At 66.9% G+C, this 26,813-nt stretch carries 22 protein-coding genes and 3 tRNA genes; 16 read left to right on the forward strand and 9 right to left on the reverse strand.

Annotated features, from left to right (window positions below; translation table 11 throughout):
* Window position 1: 1 nt before the first annotated feature.
* From pstC to rnt, 9 genes are all read left to right on the forward strand, one after another.
* Window positions 2-970, forward strand: a complete 969-nt coding sequence (gene pstC, locus MRBLST15_RS06330; protein ID WP_025875378.1) for a phosphate ABC transporter permease subunit PstC — start codon at window positions 2-4, stop codon at window positions 968-970.
* On the forward strand, window positions 970-1,833 hold the full coding sequence (gene pstA, locus MRBLST15_RS06335; protein ID WP_032951813.1) for a phosphate ABC transporter permease PstA: 864 nt from the start codon (window positions 970-972) through the stop codon (window positions 1,831-1,833). The genes pstC and pstA overlap by 1 nt, the downstream gene beginning before the upstream one ends.
* Window positions 1,834-1,852: 19 nt before the next feature.
* Window positions 1,853-2,683 carry a phosphate ABC transporter ATP-binding protein PstB gene (gene pstB / locus MRBLST15_RS06340; protein ID WP_025875381.1) on the forward strand — a complete coding sequence of 277 codons (831 nt, stop codon included), beginning with the start codon at window positions 1,853-1,855 and terminating at the stop codon, window positions 2,681-2,683.
* Window positions 2,684-2,748: 65 nt separating this feature from the next.
* Entirely contained in the window at window positions 2,749-3,456 is a 708-nt protein-coding gene (phoU, locus tag MRBLST15_RS06345; protein ID WP_025875384.1) for a phosphate signaling complex protein PhoU, read from the forward strand.
* A gap of 183 nt (window positions 3,457-3,639) precedes the next feature.
* Complete coding sequence (locus tag MRBLST15_RS06350) at window positions 3,640-3,996, forward strand: hypothetical protein (protein ID WP_367785484.1); 357 nt, start codon at window positions 3,640-3,642, stop codon at window positions 3,994-3,996.
* Complete coding sequence (locus tag MRBLST15_RS06355) at window positions 3,983-4,858, forward strand: DUF692 domain-containing protein (RefSeq protein ID WP_367785485.1); 876 nt, start codon at window positions 3,983-3,985, stop codon at window positions 4,856-4,858. Before MRBLST15_RS06350 ends, MRBLST15_RS06355 begins: the two co-directional genes overlap by 14 nt.
* Window positions 4,851-5,606, forward strand: coding sequence for a DNA-binding domain-containing protein (locus tag MRBLST15_RS06360; protein WP_367785486.1), 756 nt, complete (start codon window positions 4,851-4,853; stop codon window positions 5,604-5,606). The genes MRBLST15_RS06355 and MRBLST15_RS06360 overlap by 8 nt, the downstream gene beginning before the upstream one ends.
* A gap of 23 nt (window positions 5,607-5,629) precedes the next feature.
* Complete coding sequence (locus MRBLST15_RS06365; RefSeq protein WP_367785487.1) at window positions 5,630-6,151, forward strand: DoxX family protein; 522 nt, start codon at window positions 5,630-5,632, stop codon at window positions 6,149-6,151.
* A 157-nt stretch (window positions 6,152-6,308) separates the two neighbouring features.
* Window positions 6,309-6,893: a ribonuclease T gene (gene rnt / locus MRBLST15_RS06370; RefSeq protein ID WP_032951815.1), complete on the forward strand. Its 585-nt coding sequence runs from the start codon at window positions 6,309-6,311 to the stop codon at window positions 6,891-6,893.
* Window positions 6,894-7,221: 328 nt separating this feature from the next.
* Here the strand turns inward: rnt and MRBLST15_RS06375 are convergent, their stop codons facing one another.
* From MRBLST15_RS06375 to MRBLST15_RS06385, 3 genes are all read right to left on the reverse strand, one after another.
* The gene (locus MRBLST15_RS06375; protein WP_367785488.1) at window positions 7,222-10,242 is read right to left on the reverse strand and encodes a two-component regulator propeller domain-containing protein; all 3,021 of its coding nucleotides are present in this window, start codon (window positions 10,240-10,242) and stop codon (window positions 7,222-7,224) included.
* Window positions 10,243-10,456: 214 nt separating this feature from the next.
* Window positions 10,457-11,848: an ATP-binding protein gene (locus MRBLST15_RS06380; RefSeq protein WP_367785489.1), complete on the reverse strand. Its 1,392-nt coding sequence runs from the start codon at window positions 11,846-11,848 to the stop codon at window positions 10,457-10,459.
* Between the two features lie 6 nt (window positions 11,849-11,854).
* Window positions 11,855-12,583, reverse strand: coding sequence for a response regulator (locus tag MRBLST15_RS06385; protein WP_025875399.1), 729 nt, complete (start codon window positions 12,581-12,583; stop codon window positions 11,855-11,857).
* Window positions 12,584-12,788: 205 nt separating this feature from the next.
* On the opposite strand from MRBLST15_RS06385, the gene MRBLST15_RS06390 reads away from it, so the two are divergent.
* The 3 genes from MRBLST15_RS06390 to MRBLST15_RS06400 are packed head-to-tail and all read left to right on the forward strand — an operon-like array spanning window position 12,789 to window position 17,418.
* Entirely contained in the window at window positions 12,789-14,027 is a 1,239-nt protein-coding gene (locus tag MRBLST15_RS06390; RefSeq protein ID WP_180164205.1) for an efflux RND transporter periplasmic adaptor subunit, read from the forward strand.
* Window positions 14,024-15,982, forward strand: coding sequence for a MacB family efflux pump subunit (locus MRBLST15_RS06395; protein WP_100552038.1), 1,959 nt, complete (start codon window positions 14,024-14,026; stop codon window positions 15,980-15,982). The genes MRBLST15_RS06390 and MRBLST15_RS06395 overlap by 4 nt, the downstream gene beginning before the upstream one ends.
* The gene (locus tag MRBLST15_RS06400) at window positions 15,979-17,418 is read left to right on the forward strand and encodes an efflux transporter outer membrane subunit (protein ID WP_367785490.1); all 1,440 of its coding nucleotides are present in this window, start codon (window positions 15,979-15,981) and stop codon (window positions 17,416-17,418) included. The genes MRBLST15_RS06395 and MRBLST15_RS06400 overlap by 4 nt, the downstream gene beginning before the upstream one ends.
* Before the next feature lie 117 nt (window positions 17,419-17,535).
* Here the strand turns inward: MRBLST15_RS06400 and rlmB are convergent, their stop codons facing one another.
* From rlmB to rnr, 3 genes are all read right to left on the reverse strand, one after another.
* Window positions 17,536-18,279: a 23S rRNA (guanosine(2251)-2'-O)-methyltransferase RlmB gene (gene rlmB / locus MRBLST15_RS06405; RefSeq protein ID WP_089239900.1), complete on the reverse strand. Its 744-nt coding sequence runs from the start codon at window positions 18,277-18,279 to the stop codon at window positions 17,536-17,538.
* Window positions 18,280-18,371: 92 nt separating this feature from the next.
* On the reverse strand, window positions 18,372-18,866 hold the full coding sequence (locus tag MRBLST15_RS06410) for a GFA family protein (RefSeq protein ID WP_265952841.1): 495 nt from the start codon (window positions 18,864-18,866) through the stop codon (window positions 18,372-18,374).
* A gap of 122 nt (window positions 18,867-18,988) precedes the next feature.
* Complete coding sequence (gene rnr / locus MRBLST15_RS06415) at window positions 18,989-21,448, reverse strand: ribonuclease R (protein ID WP_367785491.1); 2,460 nt, start codon at window positions 21,446-21,448, stop codon at window positions 18,989-18,991.
* Window positions 21,449-21,576: 128 nt separating this feature from the next.
* On the opposite strand from rnr, the gene MRBLST15_RS06420 reads away from it, so the two are divergent.
* Window positions 21,577-21,661, forward strand: a tRNA-Leu gene (locus MRBLST15_RS06420).
* A 172-nt stretch (window positions 21,662-21,833) separates the two neighbouring features.
* Window positions 21,834-21,920, forward strand: a tRNA-Leu gene (locus MRBLST15_RS06425).
* A gap of 60 nt (window positions 21,921-21,980) precedes the next feature.
* Here the strand turns inward: MRBLST15_RS06425 and MRBLST15_RS06430 are convergent.
* Window positions 21,981-22,727 carry a sulfite exporter TauE/SafE family protein gene (locus MRBLST15_RS06430; protein WP_099819971.1) on the reverse strand — a complete coding sequence of 249 codons (747 nt, stop codon included), beginning with the start codon at window positions 22,725-22,727 and terminating at the stop codon, window positions 21,981-21,983.
* Between the two features lie 99 nt (window positions 22,728-22,826).
* On the opposite strand from MRBLST15_RS06430, the gene MRBLST15_RS06435 reads away from it, so the two are divergent.
* Together MRBLST15_RS06435 and MRBLST15_RS06440 are read left to right on the forward strand one after the other, a co-directional pair.
* A complete protein-coding gene (locus MRBLST15_RS06435) occupies window positions 22,827-23,738 on the forward strand; it encodes a LysR substrate-binding domain-containing protein (RefSeq protein ID WP_367785492.1) in 912 nt (303 codons plus the stop codon).
* 50 nt (window positions 23,739-23,788) lie between these two features.
* A tRNA-Leu gene (locus tag MRBLST15_RS06440) sits at window positions 23,789-23,875 on the forward strand.
* 161 nt (window positions 23,876-24,036) lie between these two features.
* Here the strand turns inward: MRBLST15_RS06440 and emrB are convergent.
* Window positions 24,037-25,623 carry a multidrug efflux MFS transporter permease subunit EmrB gene (gene emrB / locus MRBLST15_RS06445; protein ID WP_367785493.1) on the reverse strand — a complete coding sequence of 529 codons (1,587 nt, stop codon included), beginning with the start codon at window positions 25,621-25,623 and terminating at the stop codon, window positions 24,037-24,039.
* Window positions 25,624-25,631: 8 nt separating this feature from the next.
* Window positions 25,632-26,810, reverse strand: a complete 1,179-nt coding sequence (emrA, locus tag MRBLST15_RS06450; RefSeq protein ID WP_367785494.1) for a multidrug efflux MFS transporter periplasmic adaptor subunit EmrA — start codon at window positions 26,808-26,810, stop codon at window positions 25,632-25,634.
* Window positions 26,811-26,813 lie beyond the last annotated feature (3 nt).

Raw genomic sequence — 26,813 nt, forward strand, 5'->3', positions numbered from 1 at the left:
CATGAATGCCATCGCCCAGCCTGTAGCCGCCCCGTCCACGCGTGATACGCGTGATGCCCGCAACGACAAACTGTTCCGATGGGTGCTGGTCGGCACCGTCATCTTCGTCCTGATCGCACTGGCCTGCGCTGCACTGTCGATGCTGTGGGGTGGTCGCCACGCCCTGCAGATGCAGGGCCTGAGCTTCTTCTTCTCTTCCGACTGGAATCCGGTCGAAAACAAGTTCGGCGCCCTCGCCCCGATCTACGGCACTTTGGTCACCGCGCTGATCGCGATGGTCATCGCCGTGCCGGTCAGCTTCGGCATCGCCTTCTTCCTCACCGAAGTGGCACCGCGCTGGCTGCGTGGCCCGGTCGGCACCGCCATCGAACTGCTGGCGGGCATTCCGTCGATCATCTACGGCATGTGGGGCCTGTTCGTGCTGGTGCCGGTGATGACCGAGTACGTCACCCCGTTCCTCAACGAAACCCTGGGCGAATGGCCGATCATCGGCCCGGTGTTCCAGGGCCCGCCGCTGGGCATCGGCATGCTCACAGCTGGTTTCGTGCTGGCGATCATGGTCATCCCCTTCATCTCCTCGGTGATGCGCGAAGTGTTCCTGACCGTGCCGACCCGCCTGAAGGAATCGGCCTACGCGCTGGGTTCCACCAAGTGGGAAGTGAGCTGGGACATCGTGCTGCCCTACACCCGCTCGGCGGTGATCGGTGGCGTGTTCCTCGGCCTCGGCCGCGCACTGGGCGAGACGATGGCCGTGGCCTTCGTGATCGGCAACAGCGTGCGCCTGTCGCCGTCGCTGCTGGAACCGGGCACCACCATCGCCGCACTGATCGCCAACGACTTCGGCGAAGCCACTGAAACCTACCGCTCGGCGTTGCTGCTGCTCGGCTTCGTCCTCTTCATCGTCACCTTCGTGGTGCTCGCCATCGCCCGCCTGATGCTGATGCGCCTGTCCCGCAAGGAGGGCAACTGATGTCCAGCACCGCTGACTCCCTGTACCTGCGCCGCCGCATCGGCAATGTCATCGCCATCGCGATGTCCTGCGCCACCGCGCTGTTCGGCCTGTTCTTCCTCGGCTGGATCCTGTTCACCCTGGCCTCCAAGGGCCTGGCCGGCATCAACCTGGATCTGTTCACCAAGATGACACCGCCGCCGATGCAGGAAGGCGGTCTGGCCAACGCCTTCTTCGGCAGCGCAGTGATGTGTGCGCTGGCGATCGGCATCGGCACCCCGCTGGGTGTGCTCGCCGGCACCTGGCTGGCCGAGTACGGCAACGCCCGCAAGGCCGGCACCGTGGTCCGCTTCGTCAACGACATCCTGCTGTCGGCGCCGTCCATCGTGCTGGGCCTGTTCGTCTACACCCTGTACGTGATGCAGACCGGCGGCAGCTTCTCCGCCTTCGCAGGTGCACTGTCGCTGGCCTTCATCGTGCTGCCGGTGGTGGTGCGTACCACCGACGAGATGCTGCGCCTGGTGCCTTCGCAGATGCGCGAAGCCGCCCTGTCGCTGGGCATCCCGCAGTGGAAGGTGATCGTGCAGGTGCTGTACCGCAGTGCCTCGGCCGGCATCATCACCGGCATCCTGCTGGCACTGGCGCGCATTTCCGGCGAGACCGCACCGCTGCTGTTCACCGCCTTCGGCAACCAGTACTGGAACAGCAACGTGTTCCAGCCGATGGCCTCGGTACCGGTGGTGATGAACCAGTTTGCCGGCAGCCCGTATGAATCCTGGCAGGTGCTGGCCTGGGCCGGCGCGCTGGTGCTGACCGTGTTCGTGCTGCTGGTCAGCCTCTCTGCGCGCGGCATCCTGCTGCGCAACCGTATCTCCCATGACTGACCTTTCCGTGGATACCGCCATGAACGACCTTTCCAACGCCGTGCCGATGCAGCGCATCGTGGTGCCGGCCTCGCACGAGAACCTGCACGCTCCGGCACCGGTCAAGCTCGCCGCGCGTGGACTGGACTTCTACTACGACAAGTTCCACGCCCTGAAGGGCATCAACCTGGAGATCCCGGAAAAGCGCGTGACCGCGCTGATCGGTCCCTCCGGTTGTGGCAAGTCGACCCTGCTGCGCATCTTCAACCGCATCTACGCGCTGTACCCGAAGCTGGAAGCGCGCGGTGAGGTGATCCTCGACGGCGAGAACATCCTGTCGCCGAAGTACCCGATGAACCGCCTGCGCAGCAAGGTCGGCATGGTGTTCCAGAAGCCGGTGCCGTTCCCGATGACCATCTTCGAGAACGTGGCCTACGGCATCCGCCACCACGAGAAGCTGTCCAAGGCGGACATGGCCGACCGTGTCGAGCACGCGCTACGCCAGGGCGCGCTGTGGGACGAAGTAAAGGACAAGCTCAACCAGAGCGCGCTGGGCCTGTCCGGTGGCCAGCAGCAGCGTCTGTGCATCGCCCGTGCCGTGGCCCTGCGCCCGTCGGTGCTGCTGCTGGACGAGCCGACCTCGGCGCTGGATCCGATCTCCACCAGCCGCATCGAGCAGCTGGTGGAAGAACTGAAGCACGAGTACACCATCGTGATCGTCACCCACAACATGCAGCAGGCCGCACGCGTGTCCGATTACACCGCCTTCATGTACCTGGGCGACCTGATCGAGCACGACCGCACCGAAGTGATCTTCTCGCAGCCGTCCAAGCAGCAGACCGAGGATTACATCACCGGTCGCTTTGGCTGATCGGCGCTGACGCTTCGCCACATGTCCCAGCCAGGCGCGGCCTGGCTCTACCTGGATTGCAGAACATGAACCTTCCCAACGACCACATCGTCAAAAGCTACGACGAAGAGCAGCAGCGCCTGGTGGCCGAAATCGTGCGCATGGGCGAGATGGCCGTCGCCCAGCTGGAGGCGTCGATGGACGTCATCGAGAAGCGCGACGAGAACGCCGCTCATCGCATCATCGCCAACGATGAAGCGATCGATTCGCTGGAACAGCAGATCAGCCACGATGTGATGCGCCTGGCGCTGCGTGGCCCGATGGCACGCGACCTGCGCGAGATCCTTGCCGGCCTGCGCATTCCGGCCGATATCGAACGCATCGGTGACTACGCGGCCAACGTCGCCAAGCGCTCCATCGCGCTGGGCAAGGTACCGCCGCTGCCGCAGATCCAGGGCCTGCGCGCCCTCGGCCGCCTTGCTGCCCAGCAGGTCCGCCGCGCCATCGCCGCCTATCGTGACAACGATGCCGATGCCGCACTGGAACTGCGCGAGGACGATGCCCGCCTGGATGCGCAGTACACCGCGCTGTTCCGCGAGCTGCTGACCTACATGATGGAAGACCCGCGCAACATCACCCCGTGCACTCATCTGCTGTTCATGGCCAAGAACCTTGAGCGCGTGGGTGACCATGCCACCAACATCGCCGAGAACGTGTGGTTCCTGGTGCACGGCGAGCAGCCACTGCCGCCGCGCCAGAAGCGCGACGAGACCTCCAGCGCCGGCGATATCTGATACTGCACTGCAACACCGGATTCGACTCCAGGGTGGCCGCTGTCCTCGCGACAGCGGCCTTTTTGTTGGCGCTGTAATACTTCTCACGAAAATTTGAATTACCGGCGAGGATTCGTTGAGTAGGATCGCTGCACCATCAGTTCACCCCCGGGCACCCCGCCCACCACCCAAGGAGTTCGACCGATGAGCAGTTCCAACAAGACCCTGTCCCTGCTGACCGCTACCGCCCTGGCCGCTGGCCTGGGCATGGCTTCCAGCGCCTCGGCGCTGAGCATGAGCGACCTCGCCCAGGGTTACCTGGTGGCTGGCCAGGCGGCCGGCAAGACCGCCGAAGGCAAATGTGGTGAAGGCAAGTGTGGCGCCGACAAGGGCAAGACCGGCGATCATGCCGCGGCAGGCAAAACCGCCGAAGGCAAGTGTGGTGAAGGCAAGTGTGGCGCCGACAAGGGCAAGGCTGGCGATGCCAAGGCCAAGACCGGCGGCGACAAGAAGTCGGCCGAAGGCAAGTGCGGCGAAGGCAAGTGCGGTGGCAAGCACTGACGTCCGCGCCGGCGTCGTCCACCCGCGGTCGCCGCTTCCCGCGGCGGCCGTGGGCCTGGGCCTGCGCCGCGCCCTGCTGCAGGACCTGCGCGACGCACCGGCCGGCGATTTCGATTTCCTCGAGTGCGCACCGGAGAACTGGATCGGTGTCGGCGGCCCCGCCGGTGATGCACTGGCCGAACTGGCCACGCGCCATCCACTGAGCTGCCATGGCCTGTCGCTGTCACTGGGCGGCAGCGCAGCGCTGGATACCCAGCTGCTGGCCCAGGTGGGTGCCTTTCTTGAGCAACACCGGGTGCCGCTGTACAGCGAACACCTCAGCTACTGCAGCGACGAGGGCCATCTGTACGACCTGCTGCCGATTCCATTCACCGATGAAGCAGTACGCCACACCGCTGCACGCATCGCCCGCGTGCAGGACATCCTCGGCCGCCGCATCGCCGTGGAAAACGTGTCGTACTACCTGGCCCCGGAACCAATGATGGACGAACTGGCCTTCACCAATGCGGTGCTGGCCGAGGCCGACTGTGATCTGCTGCTGGACGTCAACAATGTCTACGTCAATGCCTGCAACCATGGCTACGACGCTGATGCCTTCATCGGCGGCCTGCCTGCGCAGCGCATCGTCTGCCTGCACGTCGCCGGGCACCTGGACGACGCTCCGGACCTGAAGATCGACACCCACGGCAGCGCGGTGATCGACCCGGTTTGGGATCTGCTGGCGCGCACCTACGCCCGCATCGGCCCACGCCCTACCCTGCTCGAACGCGACTTCAATTTCCCGCCGTATGCCGAGCTGCGGGGCGAGCTGCAGACCATCCACCGCCTGCAGGCCGCGCATGCCGGAGCCGCCCATGGCTGACGCCCCCGAACGACTGCGCGCCCAGCAGCACGCGTTCACCGCACACCTGCGCGATCCAAAGCAGGTGCCGGCGCCGCCCGGCATGGACCCGCGCCGGGTAGCGGTGTACGAACGCCTGCTGTTCAACAACCTGCTGGGATTGTTGAGCAACGGCTTCCCGGTATGCGTGCGCCTGCTGGGCGAACCGGCCTGGAGTGCGCTGGTGCGCCACTATTTCGCCAGCCACCATTGCCAAGCGCCGTTGTTCACCGAGCTGGCCGCCGAGTTCGTGCAGTGGCTGCAGGTGCAACCGGAGCTGCCGCACCCGGCGCTGGCTGAGCTGGCCCACTACGAGTGGGTGGAGACTGCGCTGTACCAGCTGCAGGCTGAACCGCTGCCGGAACCTGGCGACATCGACCCGTTGCAGGTGTCGTTGCAGCGCTCGGCGCTGGCCTGGCCGCTGCTGTATCGCTGGCCGGTGCATCAATTGGGCAGTGAGGATGCACCGCTGCAACCGCCGACAGAACCCACCGGCCTGCTGGTACGGCGCGATGCCGATGGCGCAGTGCGTTTTTCCACCCTGAGCAGCCTGACGGTGCATCTGCTGACCCTGATCGGCGAGGCGCCCGGGGCCACCGGCCAACACCAGCTGCAGCAACTGGCCGCCCTGCACCACCTCGATCCCGAGACCCTGGCCGCCCCAGGTGCGCAACTGCTGCTGCAGTTCCTGCGTGCCGGCGTGATCGGTCCGCTCCCCGCTTCACCCTGACGCCCCTTCCAGGAGATTCACCCATGAAGACCCCGATCCTGGCCGCAGCCCGCGGCCAGCTGGACCGTTTCGCCCCGTGGTTGGCCCCGCTTGGCCTGCGCATACTGCTGGCCTGGGAATTTTTTGAATCCGGGCGCGAGAAACTGCACGGCGAGAACTGGTTCGCCGACCTGCAGGACGCATTCCCCTTCCCCTTCGACCAGCTTCCCGCCGCGCTGAACTGGCAGTTGGCCACCTGGTTTGAGCTCGTGGGCGCGGCATGCCTGCTGTTCGGCTTCGGTACCCGTCTCGCCGCTGCCACCCTGCTGGTGCTGACGGTCGTGGCAACGTACGCGGTGCACCTGCCCGCCGAATGGGGCTCGCTGGGCGACCTGGCGATGGGCTATGCCATCAGCGACCAGGGCTTTGGCAACTTCAAACTGCCGCTGCTGTTCATGGCGATGCTGCTGCCGCTGCTGTTCACCGGCGCGGGGAAACTGAGCGTGGATGCAGTGCTGGCGCGGTGGTATCCGTCGGGCCCCACGGCGCAGCCCGCGCTCCGGTAGATGCCGACCTTGGTCGGCGCGCAGTGTGCCAACCAAGGTTGGCACCTGCCCGGATCCCGGGCGCTCAGGGTCGCTCTGCTAGAATCCGTACATGACTGACCCCACTTCCGCACCTGCCGCCGCCCCTGTTTCCGACGTACCCCAGGCGCAGCGCGCGATGTCACAACGCTTCCGCGGCTTCCTGCCGGTGGTGGTGGATGTTGAAACCGGCGGCTTTGACAGCCAGCGCAACGCGCTGCTGGAAATCGCTGCCGTGCCGATCGAGATGGACGAGAACGGCCTGCTCTACCCCGGCCAGACCGCCAGCGCCCATGTGGTGCCTGCCGAGGGTCTTGAGATCGATCCGAAGTCGCTGGAAGTAACCGGCATCATCCTCGACCATCCGTTCCGCCTGGCCAAGGAAGAGAAGGCCGCGCTCGATCACGTCTTCACTCCGGTGCGTGCTGCGATGAAGAAGTACGGCTGCCAGCGCGCGATCCTGGTCGGCCACAACGCCCATTTCGACCTCGGCTTCGTCAACGCGGCCGTCGCCCGTACCGGGCACAAGCGCAATCCGTTCCATCCGTTCAGCGTGTTCGATACGGTCACCCTGGCGGGTATCGCCTACGGTCAGACCGTGCTGGCGCGCGCGGCCACGGCGGCCGGGCTGGGCTGGGATGCCAACGAGGCGCACAGCGCGGTGTATGACACCGAACAGACGGCGCGGTTGTTCTGCACGATCGCCAATGCCTGGCCGCGGTAAGGCGGCCAACGGCGGAGCCCCTCGTGGCGGGCTGATAGCGATTCGGGGTAAGGCCGGGCGGGTGGACTGCGCAGGGGACGCTGCAAGTACGTCCCTGTAAGCTCGGTCGCCGCATCCATGCGGCTCACGCCCCTGCGCAGCCCACCCGCCCAGCCACGGACACGTTGCTGGGCGCCACGGAAAGATCAGAAAAGCGGGGGCAACAGCGGGTCGCTGCGCTCGATGGGTGGCGCCGGCTGCTGCTGTGGTGAGTCACTTCTTTGGTGGGTGCCGACCGTTGGTCGGCCCTCCAGTAGATCCACGCCATGCGTGGATGCTTCGCGCTGGATCAACCGATACTCGTACGATCGCGGCCGTCGCTCTTCGCGCGGTACAACGCGCGGTCGGCACGCTGGTACAGCAGCGCCGGGGTGCGGTCGTCTCCATCCAGCTCCACCAGGCCCGCACTGAAGGTCACCCGCAGGCCCGGTATGCCGGCCCAGTCCGGATGATCATGGAACAGGCCACGCAGGCGCGCGCACAGTTGCGCCGCCTCCTCCAGCCGCGTGTCGTTGAGCAGCAGCGCGAATTCTTCGCCGCCGGTGCGTGCCGGCAGGTCCGAATCGCGGCTGGCCGCTGCGATCACCTGGGCTACTTCCACCAGTACCGCATCACCGATGCTGTGGCTGTGCTGATCGTTGACATCCTTGAAGTGGTCGATGTCCAGCACCACCAGGCACAGCGGATGACCGCTGCGCTGGGCGCGGGCGAAGTCGCGGGCCAGCGCCTCGTCGAAACCACGACGGTTGGCCAGCCGGGTCAGCGCGTCCTCGCGGGCCTGTCGTTCGAATGCCTCGGCCTGCCGCGCCAGGCGCTCGGCCAGCTCGGTCTTCTCCTGGTTCAGCGCCTGCAGGTGCACGGTCTGCGCCTGCAGGTCGAAGGTCGCCTCATCCACGCGCCGTGCCAGGCGCAGGTTGCTGGCCTTGTACTGCTGCAGCAGGAAGCGGTACAGCGCCACCAGCGCGGCCAGCAGCACCAGCGCGATCAGTGCCTGCACGCTGTGTCGCTGCCACCAGAACGGCTCGACGGTGAAGCTCCACACCGCTTCCTGATGGCCCCAGCTGCCGCCCGGGTGCGAGGCGGCCACATGCAGCGTGTAATCACCAGGCGGCAGGCCGACGAACTCCACGCTGCGCTGCGGGCCACGCTCCACCCAGCCGTTGTCCAGCCCCTCCAGCCGCGTGCGGTAGCGGATGCGGTCGGACATCAGGTAGCTCAGGCCCACGTAGCTCACCGCAAGCCGTCGACCACCGGGAATCAGGTTGCGCTCGGGGCCTTCCCAGTGCACCGGCGCACCGTCAACCTGCACGTTCTCGATCGCCGCAGGTGGCGCCGGACGCTCGCGGAAACGCTGCAACCGCTGCGGATCGACCGTGCTAAGGCCACCGGCGGTCACCACCCAGAACGTGCCGTCCTGGCGCAGGATCGCCGAGGGGCCGGAACTGCCGTTGGCCTGTGCATTGGCCATGCCGTCGATTTCGTTGTAACGCTCCACCGTGACCCGCGGCGCGCGTCCGTCGGCCACGGCGTTGAGCGTGGCCATATCGGTACGCAGCACACCGCGGTTGCTGCTGATCCACACATTGCCCAGCCGGTCGGGCACCAGCTGGAACACCGCATCCACCGGCATGCCCTGCTCCAGGCCAACGCGTGCCAAGGTGCCGCGCTGCCAGCGGTAGAGCCCACGGTCGCTGCTGATCCACATCGCATCGCCGATCTGGTGGAAGCCGAACACGCTGCGGCCCCCACCCAGCGGCGCCAGGTCGATCGGCTGCACCCGATTGCCGCGCAGCACGCGGATGCCTTCGATGGTGCCGATCCACAGATTTCCCTGGTGATCGTGTTCCAGCGCCGTGGTCAGGCCCGCCGGCATGCCAGGGATCGTGGGCACGCTTACCTGGTCACCCTCGATACGGACCACGCCCTTCTGCGTCCCCGCCCAGACCACGCCGTCAGGCGCGATGCTGATCGCACGGATGTTGCCGCCGGGCAGGCCATCGGCCGCCGCGTAGTTGTGGCGAAGGCGTCCATCGGCGTGCAGCCGGTAGATGCCATCGCCGAAGGTACCCACCCACAGATCGCCGCCGGCATCCTGGGCCAGGCTCAGTACCGAGGGCGCCTTGCCACCGCGGTTGTGCAGCGGCATCGCGCGGAATCGACCGTCGGCGGTCTGCAGGTCCAGGCCGCTGGCACTGCCCACCCACAGACGGCGATCACGGTCTTCGAGCACCGTGCGCACGTAGTCGCCGCTGAGGCCGTCGCGTTCGGTGTAGCTGCTGAACAGGGTTTCGCGCAGGCGATACAGGCCGCCGTTGGCACCCACCCAGATGCTGCCCTCGGCATCCTCGCGCAGGCTGACCACACGCCCGCCGGGCAGGTTCAGACCGGCCGGCAGGCGCTCCAGGCCATGCGCCGAAATGCGCAGCAGGCCCTGGTTCTCGGTACCCAGCCACAGGTCGCCATGACGGTCCTGCAGCATCGCGGTCAAGTGCAGCTGGCCGGGCAGCCGGTGCACCAGCACCAGGCGATCATCCTCCACCCGGTACAGGCGCTCGCCCGCGACGATCCAGAGCGCACCATCGGGTGCGCGGTAGGGCCACGACAGCCCCTTGTCCACGCCCCAAGCCGCCGGCGCGCGCTGCAGCACGCCGTCGTTGTCACGCAGCACCAGGCCGTCGAGGGTGCCGATCCAGACCCGGTCCTGCGCATCGACCGCCATCTTGGTGAAGCTCATCGCCAGCGGCAGGTCCGGCGGTGGACGCTGGTAGACGATGCCCTTGTCCGGGGTCAGATAGGCGATGCCCTTGCCTTCATACAGCAGCCACAGGCGCCCCTGGCTGTCCATCTGCATGGACTGGATCAGCACCTGCGGCGTATCCGGTTGATGCTCCCAGACCCGCCACTGGCCATCATTGCCGCGGTGGCTGACATTGCCGCGCGAGTCGCTGATCCACAGCCCGCCCTGCGTGTCGACCAGCAGCGCACCGATGCCGTTGTCGCGCAGCCCCGGCCGGGTGCTGCGGTCGAACACGGTGAAATCCAGGCCGTTGTAGCGCACCAGGCCTTCCCACGTGGCGAACCACAGGTGGCCTTCCGGGGTCTGCGCGATGTCGCGCAGCGAGTTGTGCGGAAGACCATTGCGCGAGGTCCACACATCGATGGCGTAGTCGCGCAGGGGCGGCGCGCCACTCTGCGCGGCCAGCGGCGCGGCAACCAGCAGCAGCAGCCACAGCACGCCCCGTCGCAGCAGGCGACCGATGCTCTCCGCGTGGCGCCCCGCCCGGCGCCTGCCCGCCCCCTGCCCGCCCATCAGCGCAGCGGCGGCGGCCAGCTGCGGATGCCGGTGGCGGCAGCAGACGCGAACGGGGACAGCCGCACCGCGCAGGGCGGCATGCCGGCAGGAACAGGCAGGCTCATCGGACGAAGAATGGGGAAGTACGCAGATGATAGGGCAAACCCCACCGCTGGCGTCACCGCGACCGGGGCAGCCCAACGCAATCGGGCCTGCACCGGGATTGTCGCTGCTAGCGGGCCTCGGCGCTGGTCGACCACTGCACCACTGCTTCCAGGCCCCCTTCAGGGCGGTTGCGCAGCCACAACCGGCCGCCGTCCTTCTCGGCCAGCGCGCGGGCGATGGTCAGGCCCAGGCCGGCACCGCCGGTCTCGCGCGAACGTGAGGTCTCCACCCGCACGAACGGGTCGAACACCGCTTCCAGCTGGTCATCCGCCAGCCCCGGGCCATCATCGGCGATGACCACCGTGATCGTGCCTTCGCCGCGCTCGACACGCACCCGGGCGCGTTGCGCGTACATCACCGCGTTGTCCACCAGGTTGGAGAACAGGCGATGCATCGCCAGCGGGCGCAGCATCAGTACTGCGCCGCTGCGGCCTTCGAAGACGACGTCGGCGCCGTCCTCGACAGTGTCCTCGACGATGCTCTCCAGCAACGAATCCAGGTCCAGCGCGGCGCGCTGTTCGGCACTCTCCGCACTCCGGGCCAGTTCCAGGCCCTCGCGGACCAGTGCCTGCATCGCGGCCAGATCGCCAATCAGGCGCTCGCGCAGCGTCTCGTCGGTCACGTTTTCCAGGCGCAGGCGCAGCCGGGTCAGCGGCGTCTGCAGGTCGTGGGTGATCGCCGCCAGCATCTGCGTGCGTTCGGCCAAGTGGCGCTGCAGCCGATGCTGCATGGCATTGAAGGCCTCGGCGGCGCGCTGCACTTCGCGTGGCCCACGCAGCGGCAATGGCGCTCGCTGCAGGTCATCGCCCAGGTCCTCGGCAGCGGCCGCCAGCTCCTGCAGCGGCGCACTGGCCATGCGTGCGACCACGTACGCCAGCACGGCGATGGCCAGCACCAGCAGGGTCAGGAACAGCGGGTCCACGGCGAGGATGCCGTTGTGCGCGATCGCTGGCGAATCCAGGGCGAGCTTCAGCAACGTGCCGTCGTTGAGCACCACGTCCACCGCCCGGCACTTGGGCGGGATGAAGGTGGGATCGCGTTCGCGCGGCGGCTTGTGGTGGCCCGGCGGCGGCGGCGGCAGCAGGTCCTGCAGCTTGGGAATGCACGAACGGAACGAGGCGAAGTGCACATGTGCGCGCGACACCGGGCCGGGGCGGTCCTCCAGCACTTCCATCAGCGCCTTGTCGGCCCGCCCGATGCGCGCGCCGGGCTGCAGTGCGCGCACGCTGGGGCCACCGATCTCCAGCAGCCGCTCGCGCAGTTCCGGGTTGCCGTCGAGCAAATTGATGTAGCCCTGCAGGCGATCGGCGATGCGGTTCAGGTTCTGCCGCTCGAACTCCTGCTGCCGCTTGGAACTGGCCAGCATGGTCGCGCCGATCGCAGCCACGCTCATGCCCAGCAGCAGGATCACGAACAGCCGTCCGACCATCGAGGACAGGAAGTGGCGCAGGCGCTTCATCGCGGCTTATTCCAGGTTGACGGCCGAGGCCAGCACGTAGCCTTCGTTGCGCACGGTCTTGATCAGGCCGTCGGGGCCACCATCGTCGGCCAGCTTGTTGCGCAGCCGGCTGACCTGCAGGTCGATCGCCCGGTCCTGCGCTTCATAGTTGCGGCCGCTGCTGAGGGCCACCAGCTGCTCGCGCGAGAGCACCTTGTTGGCATGGGCGATGAACACCCGCAGCAGGCGGAACTCGGCGCCGGACAGCACCACCACGCGCCCGTCCGGATCGACCAGGTGGCGGTGCTCCAGGTCGAAGATCCAGCGCGAGAAACGCGCACGGCGCACCGCCAGCGGTTCCAGGTTGGCCGGCAGCGCTTCGGTACGGCGCAGCACGTTGCGGATGCGTGCCAGCAGTTCGCGCGGTTCGAACGGCTTGGCCAGGTAGTCGTCTGCACCCATTTCCAGGCCGAGCACACGGTCGATCGGCTCGGCGCGCGCGGTGAGCATGATCACCGGCGTGTTCGAGCGCGCGCGAAGGTCGCGGCACAGGGTCAGGCCATCTTCGCGTGGCAGGTTGAGGTCGAGCACGATCAGGTCCACGTGTTCGCGTTCCAGCAGCTGGCGCATGCTGGTGCCATCGGCGGCGGTGCTGACCTGGTAGCCAGCGCGGCCGAGCTGCTCGGCCAGCAGCGTGCGGATATCGTTGTCGTCATCGACGATCAGCAAACGGTGCATCGGGTTTTCAGTCTCCATGTCGCGAATCATCCCGTGTCGGCAGCTGAACCGCATCCAGGCCAATACGTACCACTGTATCCCCTGCAGTGCGGGATACCTGCTGATACGCAGTCTCGGCGACAGTGTTACATAGAGACACACCCCGAGGATTGAGCACAGCATCGCTCGATCTTCACAATGCCCACCAACGCCGCCACTGCGGCCCCCAGAGTGAAGCCGCCACGTGATCTCCCGCCTGTTGCCCGCGACCCGCAAGGGTCGCCTGATGTTGATCGCCCTGCTTGTCCTGATCGCCGCCGTTTCCGCCTGGTGGCTGCTGCGCAAGCCGGCCGCACCGGCCCTGGCGACCACCCCGGTCAGCCGCGGCGACATCGAGCAGACGGTGGAAGCGACCGGCGTGATCGACGCCTACAAGCTGGTCAGCGTCGGTGCGCAGGCATCCGGTCAGATCAAGTCGCTGAAGGTGCAGCTGGGCGATACGGTGAAGGAAGGCGACCTGATCGCGGAGATCGACGCCACCACCCAGCAGAACCAGGTGCTCAACGCACAGGCCTCGCTGGACCAGGTGACCGCGCAGCGCGCGGTGCAGCAGGCCACCCTGCGCCAGGCCGAACTGGAGTTCGCACGCCAGCAGCAGATGCTGGCTGCCGAAGCCACGTCACGCCAGGAATACGATGCCGCCGAGGCCCAGCTGAAGACCGCGCGTGCGCAGCTGCAGTCCTACGAGGCGCAGATCAAGGGCCGCGAAACCGAACTGGGCACCGCCCGTGCCAACCTCGCCTACACCCGCATCGTCGCGCCGATGGACGGCACCGTGGTGGCGGTGGTGGCTGAGGAAGGCCGCACGGTGAACGCCAACCAGACCGCGCCGACCATCGTGATGCTGGCGCGGCTGGACGTGGTGACCGTCAATGCCGAGGTCTCCGAGGCCGACGTAGTGAAGATCAAGGCCGGCATGCCGGTGTACTTCACCACGCTGGGCGACCCGGACCGCAAGTACCACGCCACGCTGCGGCAGATCAATCCGGCGCCGGCATCGATCGCCAACGAGAGCTCGTCCAGTTCCAGCAGCTCGTCCAGTTCCAGCTCCAGCAGCGCGGTCTACTACAACGCGTTGTTCGACGTCGAAAATCCCGATGGCACCCTGCGCATCGACATGACCGCACAGGTCTCGGTGCTGCTGAAGCAGGCCAAGGGCGTGCTGATGGTGCCGGCCGTTGCACTGGGCCCGAAGTCGCGCGACGGCGAGCGCATCGTGCGGGTGGTCGATGACAAGGGCCAGCCGCAGCCGCGCAAGATCAAGGTCGGCATCAACAACGGCGCCAACGTCGAGGTCCTGTCCGGCCTGAAGGAAGGCGAGCGTGTGGTGGTCGGCGAAGGCGGCGCTGCGGCAGCCGCAGGCGGCGGCAACCGTGGCGGCATGCAGATGCGGGTCGGCGGCCCGGGCATGGGGCGCCGATGAGCACGACGGCGCCGCTGCTGCGCCTGCGCGACCTGCGACGCGAGTTCCCTGCCGGCGAAGACGTCATCGCCGTGTTGCGCGACGTCAACCTGGACATCCATGCCGGTGAGATGGTGGCCATCGTCGGCCAGTCCGGTTCGGGCAAGTCCACGCTGATGAACATCCTCGGCTGCCTGGACCGCCCGACTCGTGGCAGCTACCAGGTGGCGGGCCGCGAAACCGGGAAAATGGCGCCCGACGAGTTGGCCGAGCTGCGTCGCGAGCACTTCGGTTTCATCTTCCAGCGCTACCACCTGCTGGGCGATCTCGATGCACGCGGCAATGTGGCCGTACCTGCGGTCTATGCCGGCAGCCCCGGCCCGGTGCGCACCGCGCGTGCCGAGCAGCTGCTGCAGCGCCTCGGCCTGGCCGACCGCATGCACCACAAGCCCGGGCAGCTGTCCGGTGGCCAGCAGCAGCGCGTGTCGATCGCGCGTGCGTTGATGAACGGTGGCGAGGTGATCCTGGCCGACGAACCGACCGGCGCCCTCGATACGAAATCCGGCGAAGAGGTGATGGCCATCCTCGGCGAGCTGCATGCCGAAGGCCATACCATCATCATCGTCACCCACGACATGAGCGTGGCCGAGCACGCACAGCGCATCATCGAGATCCGCGACGGCGAGATCATCGCCGACCGCGCCAATCCGGCCGCGCCCAGCTACCGTGCGCAGCGCGAACCAAGCGCAGGCGTCGCCCATGGCAGCAGCTGGCAGGCTGCCCGCGACCGCTTCACCGAAGCGTTCCGGATGGCCCTGCTGGCGATGAACGCGCATCGTCTGCGCACCTTCCTGACCATGCTCGGCATCATCATCGGCATCGCTTCGGTGGTATCGGTGGTGGCACTGGGCAACGGCTCGCAGCAGCAGATCCTGCAGAACATCAGCGCACTGGGTACCAACACCATCGACGTCTACCCCGGTCGCGGGTTCGGCGACATGCGGTCGGCGCGGGTGCAGACCCTCAAGGCCAGCGATGCCGATGCCCTGTCACGGCAGAGCTACGTCGACAGCGCCACCCCCAGCGTGTCCAGTTCGGTCACCGCGCGCTACCGCAACCAGTCGGCCACCGCGCAGATCAGCGGCGTTGGTGAGCAGTACTTCCGGGTGAAGGGCGTGAGCCTGCTCAGCGGCAGCTTCTTCGACACCGATGCGGTGAAGGGACTCGGCCAGGTAGCGGTGATCGATGAGAACACGCGCACCCAGTTCTTCCCGGACAGCGACCCGATCGGCCAGGTGATCCTGCTCGGCAACGTGCCGGTGCGCGTGGTCGGCGTGGCCAAGAAGCAGAGCTTCGGTTTCGGCGGCAGCACCAGCCTGAGCGTGTTCGTGCCCTACACCACGGTGATGTCGCGCATGCTCGGGCAGAGCCACGTTTCCAGCATCACCGTGCGGGTGAACGACGAAACGCCGATGGATGCGGCGCAGGAAGCGATCACCCGGCTGCTGACCATGCGCCACGGCACCGAGGACTTCTTCCTCAGCAACAGCGCCGAGATCCGCGACACCATCGAGCAGACCACGCGCACGATGACCCTGCTGATCGGCGCCATCGCCGCCATCGCGCTGCTGGTCGGTGGCATCGGCGTGATGAACATCATGCTGGTCTCGGTGACCGAGCGCACCCGCGAGATCGGCGTGCGCATGGCGGTAGGTGCGCGGCAGAGCGATATCCGCCAGCAGTTCCTGATCGAAGCGGTGCTGGTGTGCCTGCTCGGCGGCCTGCTCGGCATCGGCCTGGCATTGTTGATGGGCGTATTGATCGGCCGTTTCGCCAGCGATTTCCAGGTGCTGTTCTCCACCGCTTCCATCATTGCCGCCTTCGCCTGTTCAACGCTGATCGGTGTGGCGTTCGGCTTCCTGCCGGCACGCAGTGCCGCCCAGCTCGACCCGGTGGAGGCCCTGGCCCGCGAATGAAGATGATGACCCGACTGCCCTTCCCGGCTCCCTCGCGCCTGCTGCTGGCCGGCGCCGTGCTGCTTGCACTCTCCGCCTGCGCTTCGGTAGGCCGCTATCCGGTCGCAGACCCCAGCGTTGCCGCCACTTACGGCCGTGGCGATGCGACCCTCAACGCACCGGCCGACGACCCGCGCAGCGGCCTGGACACCCCGGCGCGCGACATCCGCCAGGACCGCTGGTGGACCGGCTTCGGCGATGCGCGCCTGGACCGCCTGGTGGCGCAGGCGCTGACTGCCAACAGCGACCTCGGTGCCGCCGGCCTGGCCGTGCAGCGTGCGCGCCTGCAGGCCGGGCTGGCCAGCAACGCACTGTGGCCGCAGCCTTCGTCGTCCGGCGTGAGCGGCAGTGGCAGCCGTGCCACCGACCAGGCTGACGACTGGCGCCGCAGCTATTCCACCGGAGTGTCGCTGGGGTGGGAAATCGACCTGTGGGGCCGCCTGCGCACCCAGCGCGACATCGCCCGCTGGGAGGCAGACGCCAGCGAAGAAGACCGGCAGAACACCGCCCTGCTGGTGATCGGCGATGTCATCAACCAGTACTGGGCACTGGCCTACCTCAACCAGTCCATCGCCACCGGCCAGGCCAACCTCGAACGTCTGCAACGCACGCATGAACTGGTGCAGGCACGCTTCGATGCCGGTGCGGTATCGCGGCTGGAAGTCCGCCAGGCACTGCAGAACCTGCAGTCGCAGCGTTCAGCGCAGAGCGCGCTGGAACAGCAGCGGGTGGAAGTGCGCAATGCGCTGACCGTGCTGCTGGATGGCACGCCATGGCCGCAGCAGGACGAGCCGCAGAACCTGCTGGAGGCGCAGAGCCCGACCATTGCCGAAGGCCTGCCGGCAGACCTGCTCGGCCGCCGGCCCGACCTGCGCGCGGCCGAGCTGCGGTTGCGCAACAGCCTGAAGACGATCCGGGTGACCGCCACCCAGTACTACCCGGCATTGAGCCTGACCGGCAGCCTGGGTTCCAGCGCGACCTCGCTGGGCGATGTACTGCGCAATCCGGTGGCGACGCTGGGGGCTGGCCTGTCGCTGCCCTTCCTCAACCTGCAGCGTGCGCAGCTGGATACGGACGTGGCCGGTACCAACTACCAGATCGCAGCCACCACCTTCCGCAAGACGCTGTACACCGCGCTGTCGGAGGTGGACAACGCCCTGTCCGCACGTGAGCAGCTGCTGCGCCAGGTGACGGCGTCGCAGGCGTCTTATGACGAAGCGGTGGAAGTGGAGCGCGCGCAGGAAGTGCGCTATCGCGTGGGCGCCACCGACCTGCGCACCTGGCTGGAAGCGCAGCAGACCCGGCGCGACGCGGAACTGTCACTGGCACGGGTGCGGCAGAGCCAGTTGAACAACGACGTGACGCTGTTCAAGGCACTGGGCGGTAGCGCGGGGTGACGTCTTCTGTAGAGCCGAGCCCACGCTCGGCTGCTTTTCGTCTCGATGCCGGTGCCGCGCGGTGCGCGGTGCGCGGCAGCCGAGCGTGGGCTCGGCTCTACAGGGACGGTTGCCCGATCAACCGCGCTGGCGCACGACCTCGAACAGGCTGACGCCGGCAGCGACCGAGACGTTCAGGCTCTCGATCTCGCCCGGCATCGGAATCTTGACCAGACCATCGCAGTTCTCGCGGGTCAGACGGCGCAGGCCATCGGCTTCGCCGCCCAGCACCAGGGCGATGTTGCCCTTCAGGTCCAGCTGGTACAGCGACGCAGTAGCCTCACCGGCCAGTCCGTAGATCCACACGCCCTGCTTCTGCAGGTCCTTCAGGCAGCGCGACAGGTTGGTCACCGCAACCACGGGAATGCGGTCGGCAGCACCGGCCGAGGTCTTGCGCACGGTGGCATTGACCGTGGCCGACTTGTCCTTGGGGATGATCACGGCGGTGGCACCGGCCGCAGCGGCCGAGCGCAGGCAGGCACCGAGGTTGTGCGGGTCCTGCACCTCGTCCAGCACCAGCAGCAGGGCCTTGCCTTCCGCAGCAGTGACCAGGCCTTCCAGCTCGTTCTCGTTGTAGGTGCGGGCGGCGGCATAACGCGCGGCCACGCCCTGGTGGCGCACCGAACCGCCCACGCCGTCCAGCGCCTGGCTGTTGACCTTGCGCACGTCGATGCCCTTGCGGCGGGCGTTTTCCTCGATCTCGGTCAGGCGCGGGTTCTTCGCACCGGCCTCGACCAGCACTTCGCGGACGTTCTCGGCGTCGTTCTCGATGGAGGAGGCGACGGCGTTGACGCCGACGATCCACTGGCTGTTCTTGCTCATGCGGGCAGGACCGGAAAGGGGGTGGCTATGGTAGAGCATCAGGGGCGGCCGCGCTTCGCGCTCGCCGGGCATGGCCCGGCGCTATCCGCCGTTCACCCTTCGGCCGAACGGCTGCGCGGCGGCCAGTGCGGGGTGTCGTGGTCGGGGTGCTGGTGGGACACGATCGTGGCCAGGAACTCCAGCGCGGCGACATCCTCTTCGGTGCGGCGCGCCGGCAACCTGCCCAGCGCGTCGACGAAGGGCAGCTTGCGCTCGACGCCATACTGGATGGTCGGCGGCAGGCGCTCAGGCTGGTCGAAGGCACCGGCGGCCACCGCCACGCCATCGGGGGCTTCATAGGTCAATGGCGTGCCGCAGTCGGCGCAGAACCCGCGCCGCACGACGTTGGACGACTGGAAGTAACGCGGTTGGCCGCGGGTCCAGCTGAACTGCACGCCGCGCACCGAGACCAGCGGCGCGTAGTACGCGCCGAAGGCCTTCTGGCACATCCGGCAGTGGCAGATCGAACTGTCGGTCAGCTCGCCCCGTGCCTGGAAGCGGATTGCACCGCACTGGCAGCCGCCGCTGTATTCGGGTTGGCCCTGCATTGCTGCTTTCCTCCGAAACATCGTGCCAACCAACGGTTGGCACCTACCGGGCGAGGCGGGTGCCGACCGTTGGTCGGCACCTACCGGGCGAGGTGGGTGCCGACCGTTGGTCGGCACACCTTTCAATACTTCTTCTTCGTACGCTTGGCCGGCTTGCCGCGCTCGGGCAGCGGAGCCGGGCTTGCCTCTTCTTCCTCGCCCTTGTGCTCGACCAGGCGGAAGTCGATCTTGCGCTCTTCCATGCTGGCCTTCAGCACCAGGATGCGCACCTGGTCGCCCAGGCGGTAACTGCTGCCACGGCGCTCACCGGTCAACGTCTTGCGGGTCGCGTCGAACTTGTAATAGTCCTGCGGCAGCTGGGTCACGTGCACCAGGCCCTGCACCTTCGAGTCGGCCAGTTCCACGAACAGGCCGAAGCTGGTCACGCCGCTGATCACGCCGTCGAACTGGCCACCGACGTGCTTCTCCATCCATGCGGCGCGGTAACGCTCATCGACTTCGCGCTCGGCCTCATCGGCACGGCGCTCACGCTCGGAGCACTGTAGTGCCAGTGCGGCCATCTCGCGGGCGTTGTAGGTGAACTTGTCCAGCGGCTTGCCCGACAGCGCATGCTTGATCGCACGGTGCACCAGCAGATCCGGGTAACGACGGATCGGCGAGGTGAAGTGCGCGTACGCCTCCAGCGCCAGGCCGAAGTGGCCGTTGTTGTCGGGGCTGTACACGGCCAGGCTCTGGCTGCGCAGCAGCACCGATTCCAGCAGCGTGGCATCGGGACGGTCGCGGATCTTCTTCAGCAGCTTGGTGTAGTCGCCCGGGCGCACCTTCGACCACGGCGGCAGGCTCAGCTTGAACTCCTTGAGGAATTCCAGCAGGTCGGCGTACTTGGTCTCCGGCGGCTTCTCGTGCACGCGGTAAGGCGCCGGCACATGGCGCGACAACAGATACTTCGCCGCCTCCACATTGGCCGCGATCATGCATTCCTCGATCAGCTTGTGCGCGTCGTTGCGCACCAGCATGCCGGCCTGGGTGACTTCGCCGCGGTTGTCGAGCACGAAGCGGACTTCGCTGCTTTCGAACTCGATTGCGCCACGCTTGCTGCGCGCCTTGGACAGCACCTTGTACAGCTGGTGCAGGCGCTGCACCTGCGGCAGCAGGTCGCCGATGAAGGCCTTGGCACCGGCATCGTCCTCGCCCACCGCCTGCCACACCTGCGTGTAGGTCAGGCGCGCATGCGAATTCATCACCGCTTCGTAGAAGCGAGAGTGGGTGACGACGCCTTCGCGGTCGATCTGCATGTCGCAGACAAAGCACATGCGGTCGACCTTCGGCATCAACGAACAGATGCCGTTGGACAGCGTCTCCGGCAGCATCGGCACCACGAAACCCGGGAAGTACACCGAGGTCGCGCGCTTCTGTGCTTCATCATCCAACGGCGTACCGGGACGAACGTAGTTGGAGACATCGGCAATGGCCACCACCAGGCGGAAGCCGTCGGCGTTCGGCTCGCAGTACACCGCGTCGTCGAAGTCCTTGGCGTCCTCGCCATCGATGGTGACCAGCGGCGTGCTGCGCAGGTCGACGCGGTCACCGATCATCGCCGGCTCGACCACCAGCGGCACCGAGGCGGCTTCGTCCAGCACCTCCTGCGGGAACTCGAACGGCAGTTCGTGGCCGTGAATCGCAGTCTCCACCACCAGCGAGGCGGTCAACTTGTCGCCGAGCACGGCAATGATGCGGCCGATCGGCGGACGGCGGCTGTCCGGTGCCTGGGTCAGTTCGCAGACGACCAGCTGGCCGTCGCGCGCGTCGCCGGTCTGGTCCGGCGGCACCTGCACGTTGCGCTGGATGCGCTTGTCATCGGGCACCACGTAGTTGATGCCCATCTCGACGCTGAAGCGGCCGATCAGGCGCGTCATGCCGCGCTCGAGCACACGGGCGATGCTGCCTTCGCGACGGCCGCGGTGATCAATGCCGGTGACACGGGCCAGCACCTTGTCGCCGTGCATTACCTTGCGCATTTCATACGGCGGCAGGAACAGATCGTCACCGCCCTCGACCGGGCGCAGGAACCCGAACCCTTCCGGATTGGCAATCACCACGCCGGTGACCAGGTTCAACGTCTGGATGGGCGCGAAGCCGCCGCGGCGGTTCTGCACCAGCTGGCCATCGCGGACCATGGCACCGAGCCGGCGCGACAGCGCTTCGGCACGATCCGGTGCGGTCAGGCCCAGGCGCGCGCCGAGTTCTTCAGCCGTCTGCGGCCCTTCGCAGCGTTCCAGCAGGGCCAGGATGGCCTCGCGGCTGGCGATGGGTTGTTCGTACTTTTCTGCTTCGCGGGACGCATAGGGATCGTCGATCACCTTGCCCGTCGGCGGCAGCTTGCGGCCCGGCGCAGGGCCAGGTGCCTCTGCGTTGCGGCGGCCACGCGCTGGAGGCGGTGCACCGCCTTCGGCCAGTGCGGGGAGCCAGCCCGGCAACGGCTTGCCCGGCTTGTTGTTGCGGGCAGCGCCCGGCTTGGTGCCCTTGTTGGGGGCTTCACTGCGGGACTTGCTCCCGCCCTTGCTTGGTTTTTTGGTAGTCATCGCCCTCCATGGTAGCCGTTGCGGGCGTGCAGAACGGGTCAGCAGACCGGTTGACGCATCCCCATTAAGAATTTTCGGGAAATCGTTGACAGGTCCCCGGTTCATCTTCACAATTGCGCCTCTGGAACGCCCAGATGGCGGAATTGGTAGACGCACTAGTTTCAGGTACTAGCGGGTAAAACCGTGGAGGTTCGAGTCCTCTTCTGGGCACCAACGAAAAAACTCCTCGCTTCGGCGGGGATTTTTTTTGTCTGTAATCCGGGGACGGCCGGCAGTAGGGTCGGATCCCTTTCAACAGGAAAGGGCTCTGACCCCAGCGCGAGACCCCGGATCCACCAAGGTGTTGACACCTCCGTCACGGCACCGCATAATTCTCCTCCTCGACGCCCAGGTGGCGGAATTGGTAGACGCACTAGCTTCAGGTGCTAGCGGGGGCAACTTCGTGGAGGTTCGAGTCCTCTCCTGGGCACCATGTCGAGAATGAAAACAACCCGCGAAAGCGGGTTTTTTCTTGTCTGGCGTCCGGCCAGCATCACCACCACGAACGCAGCACCAGCTCCAGGCCCAGCAACAACAGGAAGCCGAGGAAGCAGGCACGGAATACCCGCGCACTGATGCGCTGGCGGATCACCTGCCCCAGCCACATGCCGGCCAGCGACGGCACCACCGCCAACGCGCTGAGGCCGAGCTGCTGCACACCGAACGCACCGTGCAGCACCAGGCCCGTGGTCAGCGAAATCGTGGACACCGTGAATGCCAGGCCCAGCGCCTGCACCAGCTCGTCGCGCTGCAACCCCAGCGACTGCAGATAAGGCACCGCTGGCATCACGAATACGCCGGTTGCGCCGGTCACCACACCGGACATCGCGCCGACCAGCGGCCCCAGCCAGCGCTCGCGCCGAGCCGGTACCCGCAACACCGGCGCCAGCAACGCGTACCCGGCGTAGACCACCAGCGCAACGCCCAGCGCGGCCCGTGACACATCACGATCCACCCGCACCAGCAGCGCGGCGGCACCGAGCGTGGCGATCACCACCGCCAGCATCATCGGCCACAGCCGCCGCACGATCTGCCCCACTGATGGCCCGGACAGCAGCTGCCAGGCATTGGTGACAAAGGTGGGAATGAACAGCATCGAGGCCGCCGCAACCGGCGACAACGCGCCACCCAGCAGCCCCATCGCCACGGTCGGCAGGCCCATGCCGGTCACCCCCTTGACCACCCCGGCCAACAGGAACACAACCACCAGCAACACATAGAAGTAGATCGTTTCGTTCATGCCTTCATTGGAGCGGGCGGCACTTCAGCGCACAATGCGGCATTCCCGCCCCACCCTTCGGCTACTCCGAAGGCAACGGCCACTTTGCGAGGTCACGACATGCGCCTGGACATTGCCGATCTGCGCCTGTTCCTGGCGGTGGCCGACGCCGGCAGCATCACCGCCGGCGCCATAGAGGCGAATCTGGCACTGGGATCGGCCAGCGAACGCCTGCGCGCCATCGAAACCGACGCCGGCACCGCGCTGCTGACCCGGCACCCGCGCGGCGTCAGCCTCACCGAAGCGGGCGCCGCACTGACCCATCACGCGCGCCTGATCCTGCAACAGCAGGCGCAGCTGCGCGGCGAACTGCAGGCGTTCGCCCACGGCGCGCGCGGCACCCTGCACCTGTATGCCAACACTGCGGCATTGACCAACTATCTGCCCGCGCGACTGGCGCCATGGCTGGCCGAACGCCCTCGCCTGCGCGTCGAACTGCACGAACGCACCAGCACTGAAGTCGTGCGTGCGATCCGTGCCGGCCAGGCAGAGGCCGGCATCATCAGTGACGCCGTCCCCGCCGACGGGTTGCGCCGCCACGTGGTTGCGGAAGACCCGCTGATGATGCTGCTGCCGGCTGGCCATCGCTTCGCCGCGCGGCGCTCGCTCGACTTCAGCGACGTGCTGGGCGAAACCTTCGTCGCACTGGCCGACGGCAATGCACTGCAGACCTATATCGAAGAACTGGCGGCAGAGGCCGGACGCGCGCTCGACGTACGCATCCGCATGAAGACCTTCGAAGGCCTATGCATGATGGTAGGCCATGGCATCGGCGTCGGCATCGCGCCGCGCACGATCGCACGGCAACACCGACGGGCCACCGGCATCGTCGCCGTTGCACTCGGCAACGCGTGGGCACAACGCCGACTGTGCGCCGCGTTTGCCGACTGGAAAACGCTCTCGCCGCCGATGCGCAGCCTGCTGCTGCATCTGGACGTGGACGCGGAAGCCGGTGCAGAAAAAAATGTGTGAAATGGTGTTGACACATATCCGGCCTTCCTGCAAAATTCTCCTCCTGAGTCGCCCAGGTGGCGGAATTGGTAGACGCACTAGCTTCAGGTGCTAGCGGGGGCAACTTCGTGGAGGTTCGAGTCCTCTCCTGGGCACCATGACTCAGACAATGATCAAACCCGCGCAAGCGGGTTTTTTCATGTCCGGATTTTGAAACGCGATCGTTATCGCGGGGTGCATCCACGCATGGCGTGGATCTACTGCAAACAAAAAACCCCGCCTTGCGGCGGGGTTTGTGCGTTTCAACAACAACGATCGATCAGTGCCCGCCACCGGCGGCGGCACCGGCGCCTGCACCGAACGGTGGCTTGGCCAGCCACAGGAAGGTGATGATCGCCAGGAAGATCCAGCCCAGCAGGAAGAAGATGTCGTTGAAGCCCATCTGCGACGCCTGGTGGTTGATCATGTTGTTCAGCACCGCCGCACCATGTTGCAGGTCGCCCTGCCCCATCGCCGCCACCTGGTCCTGCATGCCCGGCTGATACACCGAGATGTGCTCGGTCAGGTCCGCGTGATGCACCTGCGTACGACGCGCCCACAGCCAGGTGGTCAGCGACGCGGCGAAGCTGCCGCCGAGCGTACGCAGGAACGTGGCCAGGCCCGAGCCAGCCGCGATCTCACGACCATCCAGGTCCGACAGCAGGATCTGCAGCACCGGCATGAAGAACAGCGCGACACCAATGCCCATGATCAGCTGCACGCCGGCCACGTGCTGGAAGTCCACCTGCAGGTTGAACCCCGACCGCAGGAAGCTGGTCATCGACAGCACCACGAACGCGATCGTGGCCAGCATGCGCATGTCGAAGCGCGATGCGTACTTGCCCACGAACGGGGTCATGATCACCGGCAGGATGCCGATCGGCGCCGTCGCCAGGCCCGCCCAGATCGCGGTGTAGCCCATGTCGCGCTGCAGCCACTGCGGAATCAGCAGGGCCACGCTGAAGAACGCGGCGTAGGCCACCACCATCGCCAGCGTACCGGCGCGGAAATTGCGGTGCCGGAACAGCTTCAGGTCGACGATCGGATCCTTGTCGGTCAGTTCCCATATCAGGAACACGGTCAGCGCCACCACGGCCACGCAGGCCAGCACCACGATCTTCATCGACGAGAACCAGTCCTCGTCGTTGCCCAGGTCGAGCACCAGCTGCAATGCGCCTACGCCGATCACCAGAGTGACCAGGCCAACGTAGTCCATCTTCGGCTTTTCGACGTGTTCCGGGCGCCCCTTCAACTGATTACCCACCACCAGCGCAGCGAAGATGCCCAGCGGCACGTTGATCAGGAAGATCCATTCCCAGCTGTAGTTGTCGGTGATCCAGCCACCGAGGATCGGCCCGCAGATCGGCGCCACCACGGTGATCATCGCCAGCAGCGCCAGCGCCTGTCCGCGTTTCTCTCTTGGATAGATCGAGACCAGCAGCGACTGGGTGATGGGGTACATCGGGCCGGCGACGAAGCCCTGCAGCGCCCGTGACAGCACCAGCATGCCCATGCTCTGGGCCAGGCCGCACAGCAGCGAGGTGATCACGAAGGCCAGCGTGGCCCACACGAACAGCTTGCGCTCGCCGAAGCGGCGGCTGAGCCAGCCGGTCAGCGGCAGCGCGATGGCGGTACTGACCGCGAACGAAGTGATGACCCACGTCGCCTGCTGCGAACTGGCGCCAAGATTACCGGCGATGGTCGGCAACGAGACGTTGGCGATGGTGGTGTCGAGCACCTGCATGAACGAGGCCATTGCCAGGCCCACGGTGCACAGGGCCACACTGGGTGGCAGGAAGCCGGCGGCCGCACCCGGCGCCGCCGGTGCGCCCGGAGAGACGGGCGCAGCTGGAGCTTGTGCGGACATGGCCGACCTCAGCTCGCCTTGCCCTGCTGCGGCAGGTTGCCCTGGATGATCGTGTGGATCACCTCATCGGCATCGTGCAGCTGCTTGGCGTACACGTCGGTGTCGAACACCGTGCCCTTGGCGGCCGCGCTCGGCAGCACTTCGCCCTTCTGGTCGCGCAGGCTCACTTCGGCCTTCATCGACAGGCCGATGCGCAGCGGGTGTTCGGCCAGCTGCTTGGCATCGATGGCGATGCGCACCGGCACGCGCTGCACGATCTTGATCCAGTTGCCGCTGGCGTTCTGCGCCGGCAGCAGCGAGAACGCCGAACCGGTGCCCAGGCCGAGGCTGTCGATGCGGCCCTTGTACTTGACGTCACCGGCGTACAGGTCGGACTTCAGCTCCACTTCCTGCCCCAGGCGCATGTGGCGCAGCTGGGTTTCCTTGAAGTTGGCTTCGACCCACATCTGCTCGGTCGGCACCACCGCCATCAGGGCATTGCCCGGCTGCACGCGCTGACCGACCTGCACCGAACGACGGGCAACATAGCCGGTGACCGGCGCGACGATGCCCGAACGCGCATTGTTGAGGAAGGCCTGGCGCAGCTGCGCGGCGGCCGCCTGCACGTCCGGCTGGGTGGCGATCACGGTGTCATCGACCAGTGCACGGTTGCGCTCGACGGTCTCGCGCGAACCGGCCACGGCCGCTTCGGCAGCCGCCAGCTCATCGCGGGCGTGGGCCAGTTCTTCGTTGGAAATGGCGCCGGTGGCGGCCAGGCCCTTGCGGCGTGCGAAGTCGTCGCGCACGCGCTTCAGGGTCACCTGACGCGCGTTCAGCTCTGCCTGCGCGCCTTCGACGCTGCGGTACAGGCCGCGGGTCTGGCGCACGGTCTTGGCCAGGTTGGCTTCGGCCTGCTGCAGGGCCACCGAGGTATCGGCCGGGTCCAGCTGCACCAGCAGCTGGCCGCGCTCCACGCGCATGCCGTCATCGGCGTTGATGGCGACCACGGTACCGGCCACCAACGGGGTGATCTGCACCTGGTTGCCCTGCACGTAGGCGTCGTCGGTCTCTTCGAACCAACGGCCGAACATGAAGTACCACAGCGCCAGTGCCGCCAGCAGCAGCACGACGATCACGAACAGGCCGCGCAGCAGCTTGCCGCGACGGTTGGGGGCGGCAGGGGCCGCAGTGTCTTGGGTCTGGCTCATGGC

It is taken from the genome of Stenotrophomonas sp. LST15-1-1.1, assembly GCF_040815575.1.
Classification (GTDB): Bacteria; Pseudomonadota; Gammaproteobacteria; order Xanthomonadales; family Xanthomonadaceae; genus Stenotrophomonas; species Stenotrophomonas lactitubi_B.